The organism is Chloroflexota bacterium (genome assembly GCA_018829775.1).
GTDB lineage: Bacteria > Chloroflexota > Dehalococcoidia > Dehalococcoidales > RBG-16-60-22 > E44-bin89.
This window is the reverse complement of record JAHJTL010000064.1, coordinates 1-4,468: the sequence shown is the minus strand read 5'-3', so window position 1 is coordinate 4,468 and position 4,468 is coordinate 1. Positions and strand designations below refer to the sequence as shown.

The following is a 4,468-nucleotide window of genomic DNA, read 5'->3' as shown; positions in this document are numbered from 1 at the left end:
CATGTTCCCCATCTGGCCCAGATGGGCGATTCCCTCCGACCGGGCATCGTGCACCGGCTGGACAAGGACACCTCAGGCCTGATGATTGTGGCCAAAAACCGGGTAGCACAGATGGACCTGATAGAGCAGTTCAGAAAACGTTCTGTGGTCAAGGTGTATCTGGTGCTGGTGAAAGGACGCCTGACGCCGGAGAAAGGTATTATCGACGCAGCCATCGGACGGGATGCGCGGAACCGCAAGCGGATGGCGGTGGTGAGGGAGGGCCGACCGGCGCGCACGCAGTATCAGGTCGTAAAATATTTAGATGGCTATACCCTTCTTGAAATCTTTCCAGAAACGGGACGCACCCACCAGATACGGGTACACCTGGCGGCCATCGGCTACCCGGTCGTTGGCGATGCGGTTTACGGCGTGAAGTCGCCATACCTCTCAAGGCAGTTCCTGCACGCCTGCCGCCTCGGCTTCAAGCTGCCATCGAGCGGCGAGTATGTGGAGTTTAAGTCTGAGCTGCCAGAGGATTTGGCGCAGGCGCTAAAAGAAATAAGCTAGAATGTCGATAATTTTGATGATAAAATAAATTAAGTAACCGAAAGTGGAGAACTATGTGAATGAATGATAAGTTGATAGAAATATTCACGGATGAGTCACTTATTAACAAGATAAAACGACGTTTACCTTATTTATACCAGATTGCTGAGCTGGAAAGTTCTAGAGCTGGGAAAATTGGCATGGAAGTAGGCTCTGTTCGTGAGAAGATAGTAATTGCTTTGCTCATTTATAAATTTGGGGAAAGCAATGTTAAAACAGACATCCCAATTATAGAGCCGGAGATTGACGTAGAATTATTTGGGCAACCAGTATCTGTTAAAACAATAACGGGGAGAGGATTTAGCGGGGTTAAACTAATATGGACGGTTGATGCTCAAAAGGCGAGAGAGTTTCTCAATAACTACCATCCACGCTGTGATATCGTATTAGTACAAATAGTTTGGAACGATAGGGGAGGAGTGTATTATATCCCTCTGGAAATTCAGACTAAATTATTTAAAGAAATAGGAAGAGAAAAGTATATCAAACTTCCTAAACTTGGGACAAACCCTAGAGGTGTTGAGATTAGTAAAGAAGCTTTACTGCAATTGGTGCGAGACGAAAAAACTAAATTTATCGAAATAACGTGGCAGAAATCAAAAATAGACTATCATCCATATAAGAGATGGATTGACTATTGGAGAGAATAGTGGATCAGGAAAAAAATCTCACTAGAAAAAAAGGCACAGAGACAAGTTCCTTCGGAACTCCAGGCCGAATCGGGCACGATTCAACGAAGTTTTACAACAGTAGGCTTTATGAAGGTCAGAGAGTCAAGAGACCTACACTATATTTAGAATGTGAGATTGCTCCATCGACCTTAGACCGTATTTTTTGTAAATCCAGTGAGGAAATGAACGAAATCCCTGATTACAGTGTCCATCTGATGGTAACTTCACCCCCGTATAATGTTACAAAAGAATATGATGAAAATTTAACTCTGATTGAATATAGGGAGCTACTAAAGAGAATATTTACAGAAGTGCATAAAAAACTTGTTACTGGTGGTAGGGCGTGTGTAAATTTAGCCAACTTGGGGAGGAAACCATATATACCATTACACAGCTACATTATTCAAGATATGCTGGAAATCGGTTTTTTTATGAGAGGTGAAATAATTTGGGATAAGGCTTCTAGCGCTAGTCCTTCTACTGCTTGGGGGACTTGGCTGTCTGCTGCTAATCCTATACTTAGAGATACTCACGAATATATTTTGGTCTTTTCAAAAGAAGCGTTTAATAGGCAAAATGTGCCTGGCAAAGTAAGTACAATAACTAAAGAAGAATTTCTAAAGTATACAAAAAGTGTTTGGACATTCCCCGCGGAATCAGCACGTAGGATAGGCCATCCCGCACCTTTTCCTGTGGAACTTCCGTACAGATTGATTCAGTTATATACCTTTAGGAATGAAATAGTTTTAGATCCTTTTTGCGGAAGCGGCTCAACCTGTTTGGCAGCAATTAAGACCGGGAGACACTATATAGGTTATGATACAGAAGAAGAGTATGTGAAACTAGCTGAGAGAAGAATAAGAGAGTATAAACAGCAATTTGCGCTTCCTCTGGCCATATAAAAAGTGACTCACCTTACTTCATTTAAGAACAGTTAAGTGCCTTGTGTATTTAGGAGTACTTCAATGACCAAACCAGTCAGAGTCCGATTTGCTCCCAGTCCCACCGGCTTTCCCCACGTGGGCAATATCCGGACGGCGCTGTTCAACTGGCTCTACGCCCGCCACACCGGCGGCACATTCATCGTCCGCATCGAGGACACGGATGTCGCCCGCAAAGTGGAAGGAGCGCTGGATGTCATCCTTGATGGTCTGCGCTGGCTGGGACTTGATTGGGATGAGGGGCCAGAGGTGGGGGGCAAATATGGCCCTTATTTTCAGTCGCAACGATTGGAGCTTTATCGCGAGGCAGCGCAGCGCCTTGTAAAGCAGGGCGACGCTTACCAATGCTACTGCTCTCAGGAACGCCTGGCGGAAATTCGCACCGAACAGCGGAAGAGAAAGCAATCTATCGGCTATGACCGGCGCTGCCGCAACCTGAGCGATGAAGAGAGAAAACGGAAAGAAGCCGAAGAAATCACGCCGGTGGTGCGTTTCAAAATGCCTCTTGAAGGGCAGACCGGCTTCAATGATGTCATCTGGGGGGATGTGGTGGTGGAGAACAGCACCCTCGATGACTATGTCCTGCTCAAGTCGGACGGTTACCCCACCTATCACCTGGCCAACGTTGTTGACGACCACCTGATGGAGATAAGCCACGTGCTGAGGGCCGAAGAATGGCTGCCCAGCGTGCCGCGCCACAAGCGTCTCTACGAAGCACTTGGCTACGAGATGCCGCAGCTTGCCCACCTGCCGATGATACTCGGGCCTGACCGTTCCAAGCTGAGCAAACGGCATGGCGCGGTGTCCATCACCGAGTACCATGAGCGGGGCTATCTCCCCGAGGCAATGGTCAATTTCCTGGCCTTGCTGGGATGGTCGCTGGATGACAAGACGGACATCATCTCCAGAGATGAACTGATAAAGAATTTCTCGCTGGAGCGCGTCAGCAAAACGGCGGCCATTTTCAATCACGAAAAGCTCGACTGGATGAACGGGGTTTTCCTGAGGGAGTTGAGCTACGAGGAGTTGTCGCAGAAAATTATGCCGTTTTTGGAGAACGGATTGCCTGAAGGGGTGAAGCGGCCTGTCTCTAAAGAATACGTGAGCCGAATTGTGCCACTGATTCGGGAGCGGATAAACACGCTGGCGGAGGCGGCGACATACGCTGACTTCTTCTTTCTCGATGAATTGGAATATGACGCATCTTTGCTAATGGGTAAGAAGATGACCACCGAAACTACACTCAAAGCACTGAAAGCCGCTCAAGAAAAACTGTCCTTGCTGGAGAGTTTTGACCATGATTCGCTGGAAGGCACGCTTCGGCCCCTGGCTGAGGAACTGGGGCTCAAGGTGGGGCAACTTTTCAGCCCGCTTCGGGTAGCTATCACCGGCCGCACTGCTGCCCCTCCACTCTTTGAGACGATGGCGGTGCTGGGTAAAGAAAGGTGTTTGAAGAGGCTCAGGGTTGCGGTGGGAAAGCTGGGGTAGAAATCAATAGAAAGGTTCCGCGAATATGACCATAACCAATTCTGAACCATACCGCGATTTCATCTCGGACATTATCAATGATGACCTCCGAACAAATAAATACGGTGGTCGGGTCCATACCCGGTTTCCTCCGGAGCCGAACGGCTATCTGCACATCGGACACGCCAAGTCCATCTGCCTCAATTTCGGTATTGCCGCTGAGTTCAACGGCCTCTGCAACCTGCGGTTCGATGATACCAATCCCATCAAGGAGGAACAGGAGTATATCGACTCAATCATCGAAGACGTTAGATGGCTGGGATTTGACTGGGAGGACCGACTGTACTACGCCTCGGACTACTTTGAGCAAATGTACGAATATGCTGTGCAACTGGTTGAAGCTGGTAAAGCTTACGTTGATGAACTGAGCGCGGAGGAAATAAGAGACTACCGTGGCACCTTAACTGAGCCAGGCAGACAGAGCCCGTACCGGAACCGTTCAATCGAGGAAAACCTCGACCTGTTCCGGCGTATGCGGGCCGGCGAATTCCCTGATGGCTCACGCGTGCTCCGGGCGAAAATTGACATGGCTTCTCGGAACTTGAATATGCGGGACCCGGTCATGTATCGCATTCTGCACGCCGAGCACCCCCGCACGGGCGATAAGTGGTGCATCTATCCGATGTACGACTGGGCCCATGGCCTTGAGGATTCCGTCGAAGGGATTACCCATTCCATCTGCACGCTGGAATTTGAAGACCATCGTCCATTATACGACTGGTTCCTGGACGAGCTGGGCGT

5 protein-coding genes are annotated in these 4,468 nt (G+C 48.7%); all 5 read left to right on the top strand.

Translation table 11 applies throughout. The features are described from left to right. Positions 1–549 (top strand): RluA family pseudouridine synthase (locus KKD83_06350; protein MBU2535768.1); only part of this gene is annotated, 549 nt, incomplete at its 5' end. A gap of 59 nt (positions 550–608) precedes the next feature. After that, the gene (locus tag KKD83_06345; GenBank protein ID MBU2535767.1) at positions 609–1,238 is read left to right on the top strand and encodes a ThaI family type II restriction endonuclease; all 630 of its coding nucleotides are present in this window, start codon (positions 609–611) and stop codon (positions 1,236–1,238) included. After that, positions 1,235–2,161, top strand: coding sequence for a site-specific DNA-methyltransferase (locus KKD83_06340; protein MBU2535766.1), 927 nt, complete (start codon positions 1,235–1,237; stop codon positions 2,159–2,161). The genes KKD83_06345 and KKD83_06340 overlap by 4 nt, the downstream gene beginning before the upstream one ends. Positions 2,162–2,224: 63 nt before the next feature. Beyond that, positions 2,225–3,688 (top strand): glutamate--tRNA ligase, encoded by a 1,464-nt coding sequence (locus tag KKD83_06335; GenBank protein ID MBU2535765.1) that lies wholly within the window; start codon positions 2,225–2,227, stop codon positions 3,686–3,688. A gap of 25 nt (positions 3,689–3,713) precedes the next feature. Continuing rightward, positions 3,714–4,468, top strand: a 755-nt coding sequence (locus KKD83_06330) for a glutamine--tRNA ligase (GenBank protein ID MBU2535764.1), incomplete at its 3' end; no start/stop codon positions are given.